At 37.0% G+C, this 2,803-nt stretch carries 4 protein-coding genes and 1 pseudogene; 2 read left to right on the forward strand and 3 right to left on the reverse strand.

What is annotated here, in order from left to right; genetic code table 11:
• Both ACFIKO_RS08975 and ssb read right to left on the reverse strand, forming a co-directional pair.
• Window positions 1–291, reverse strand: a pseudogene (locus ACFIKO_RS08975) (hypothetical protein); the annotation flags it as partial.
• Window positions 292–301: 10 nt separating this feature from the next.
• Entirely contained in the window at window positions 302–754 is a 453-nt protein-coding gene (gene ssb / locus ACFIKO_RS08980; RefSeq protein WP_375620506.1) for a single-stranded DNA-binding protein, read from the reverse strand.
• 301 nt (window positions 755–1,055) lie between these two features.
• On the opposite strand from ssb, the gene ACFIKO_RS08985 reads away from it, so the two are divergent.
• Together ACFIKO_RS08985 and ACFIKO_RS08990 are read left to right on the forward strand one after the other, a co-directional pair.
• Window positions 1,056–1,247 (forward strand): hypothetical protein, encoded by a 192-nt coding sequence (locus ACFIKO_RS08985; protein WP_004859817.1) that lies wholly within the window; start codon window positions 1,056–1,058, stop codon window positions 1,245–1,247.
• Between the two features lie 67 nt (window positions 1,248–1,314).
• A complete protein-coding gene (locus ACFIKO_RS08990; protein WP_006589119.1) occupies window positions 1,315–1,743 on the forward strand; it encodes a type II toxin-antitoxin system HicB family antitoxin in 429 nt (142 codons plus the stop codon).
• Window positions 1,744–1,791: 48 nt separating this feature from the next.
• On the opposite strand, the gene ACFIKO_RS08995 is transcribed toward ACFIKO_RS08990, so the two are convergent.
• Window positions 1,792–2,382, reverse strand: a complete 591-nt coding sequence (locus tag ACFIKO_RS08995) for an antA/AntB antirepressor family protein (RefSeq protein WP_375620505.1) — start codon at window positions 2,380–2,382, stop codon at window positions 1,792–1,794.
• Window positions 2,383–2,803 lie beyond the last annotated feature (421 nt).

Here is a 2,803-nt window from a genome sequence, read left to right on the forward strand (position 1 = left end):
CAATCCTTTTGCACATAGGTAATTGTTTTTCACTTCAAGATATTTTTGCGCAGCATCATATTGGTCTTGATTGATTTTGCCTTGCAAATAAAGTCGCCCGATATAGGTGCCGGAAAGCGGATTTTTAGCCTCTTCTATGGTCAAGCCAAAGCGTTTAGCACGCATTTCAATTGCCAATTTATTCATGGGTTCATGCGGTGTTTTTGCTCGTGAGATGCGTCCATTTGGTTCTCTGATACACCCTTTAATTCGAGGACGACCACGTTTTGCATGTTTTTTTCTTTTAGCCATATTTTTTCAATCAGAATGGGACGCTATCGTTAAGAGCTGTTCTATAATCTTGAGCACCTGAAGCGATAGCATAATTTTGAGAAGTAATAGGTGAAGGGGTAGGGGATGCCGATTGATCTTTTTTGGCATCAAGCAAATACAACTCGCCTTTGAATTGTGGTAAGACAATCTCTGTTGTATAACGGTCATGCCCATTTTTATCTTGCCATTTGCGTGTCTGTAATTTTCCTTCTATGTAAACCTTTGAACCTTTGTTGAGATATTGAAGTGCAATTTTTGCCAAATGTGGATTAAAAATCACAACTGAATGCCATTCTGTTTTCTCTACTTTTTGATTGGTTTTTTTATCTGTATAGCTCTCAGAAGTCGCTATACTAAAATTAACTATTTCTGCTCCAGAATTCATTGTTTTGCTTTCGGGATTAGCACCAAGGCGCCCGATTAACGTCACTTTATTTAGCATATTTGTAGCCCCATTAGATTTGCAATTTATACATGAAAAATCTTAGCATAATTTGCGTATTTATTCAATTATTTCAGTTTATTAATAACAGTTTTTTAATGTATTACATTATAATATTATTTGACAAATTATTCATCAAAAAACCATGTCACACAAATGGCACGGCTTTCTTATTTCTGCTTTTAACTTTTCAATAAATATCCTTTCATTAAGAGTCTGTATCAAACTTTTTTGTTCGATTTGTTGTTGACTGTCGAACCTTTTTGTGCGATATTCATTTTATGCAGAAAGGGGAGGCTAAATGAAACGAGAAGCACTGCTTAGAGAATTACGTAAAGAAGCCAGAAAAAGAGGCATTCATTACAGTGAAGCTCCTGATGCAGGTAAAGGGTCACATTATTTGGTAACTTTTGGAGACAAGACAACCGTTATAAAATCTGGTGAATTGACCCCACTTTACGTGAAAATAATAAAAAAGCAGTTGGGGGTATGAGTTATTCTCTCAACGGCTTTAATTTTTCGTTTTAAAAGCATTTCGATTATGGCGAGGAGACCTAAACATGGAATACACGTATCAAGCAAAACTGGAATCTGATCCAGATGGTGGTTTTATTGTAACCTTTCCAGATGTACCAGAAGCAATAACAGCTGGAGAAAATAGAGCAGAGGCATTAGAGAATGCTGTTGAAGCTTTAGGGTTAGCATTACGGAGCTATCCTATGCGTGGTTTGCCTTTACCAATGCGACAACAGTATAAAGACCTTGTAGAGGTTACGGTAGATGCGTGGAATGCTCTTAAGCTCGCAGTGGTAGAAGCCTTTAATGAAGCAAATATCACAAAAACAGAATTGGCACATCGTTTGGGTAAAAAAGAAACAGAAGCAAGACGCATTCTTGATCCCAATTATCCAACTAAGCTTCAAACATTAGAGCAAGCACTGAGCGTTCTTGGCAAGCAAGTCGTTATTACAATCAAAAACGCGGCGTGAAACATCCTCTCCACTCTGAAAGTGGAGAAGATGAGATCATATTTTAAACTAAGCGGCTTTTACGACAGATCTTGCTAGAACCTGTTTTGCTTCTTTAATGAGAGCTTTGTATTTTCTGTTTTCTTCATCTACTCTGAAGGCATCAAGAAGACGCATATGAATAGGACCTAAAAGATATAAAACTTTTTCGCCAGCGTTCATACCTTCCCAATAGCTTGGCAAATCAAAGCGTGTATCATTATCATAATCAACAGATTGGCTTTTTAGTTTCTTCTCACACTCAATAAAATAACGGCGTGCTTGACGTCCTTTCTCGTTACGTTCAACCATGGAAAGCTCTTTTGCCATGTCTAGGGTGAGATGATATTCTGTACTTGGACGACCGCCTTTAGGTTTCGGTAAATTTTTACCGAAACTCACAAAGCCTTGATTTTCTTGAGAGGCATTAGGTTTTACTAAATTTTTAGTAAAACTCACAAAGTCCTTATTTTCTAGGAAACCATATTCTTTAATACGATTAATAATCCAATCGTTAAAACGAGATGTTACCTTCAAAAACGTATGCAATTCACGTGCATTGACCGTTTGAACAATTTCCTGATCAATTGTTAGTTCTTTAATTTCTATGAGAGTGTTCATGTGAACTCCTGTTCGATTAGACGTTTTTGATTGACACTCAATAAAGAATGCCGGGTGTTCAAAAACACGGCGAACAGTCCGTCGTTACGCTTTCCCCATAAAGGGTATTGTATAGCGCAACTACACCCGACAATGCCATTATATGCGTGTAACATACAATGAGTCAAAGCCTTTAATGTGCGGAAGAAAAATTGTGTCGGCAATCTATCCGCTATTCGTTTAAGGTGTTTTTGAGGCACCTAATATCGAAAATATACATTACAGGAATAATGTCAAGCGGCTTCCGATAGTTTTTTTATGCTCTTGTTGATTTCATCTATGAACGTTGAGAAGAGACAACGCCGTTTAATCTGAACAGTTTTATAAAATCGGAAATTTTACTTTTGGTTTTTAACTGAGCACTGTAGTGTGTAAATAGATA

The organism is Bartonella sp. TS82HLJMH (assembly GCF_042193495.1).
GTDB classification, from domain to species: domain Bacteria; phylum Pseudomonadota; class Alphaproteobacteria; order Rhizobiales; family Rhizobiaceae; genus Bartonella; species Bartonella grahamii.

Coding starts and splice junctions, on each gene's coding strand:
- ACFIKO_RS08990 (WP_006589119.1), top strand. CDS start 1,315: ATGGAATACACGTATCAAGCAAAACTGGAATCTGATCCAGATGGTGGT.
- ACFIKO_RS08985 (WP_004859817.1), top strand. CDS start 1,056: ATGAAACGAGAAGCACTGCTTAGAGAATTACGTAAAGAAGCCAGAAAA.
- ACFIKO_RS08995 (WP_375620505.1), bottom strand. CDS start 2,382: ATGAACACTCTCATAGAAATTAAAGAACTAACAATTGATCAGGAAATT.
- ssb (WP_375620506.1), bottom strand. CDS start 754: ATGCTAAATAAAGTGACGTTAATCGGGCGCCTTGGTGCTAATCCCGAA.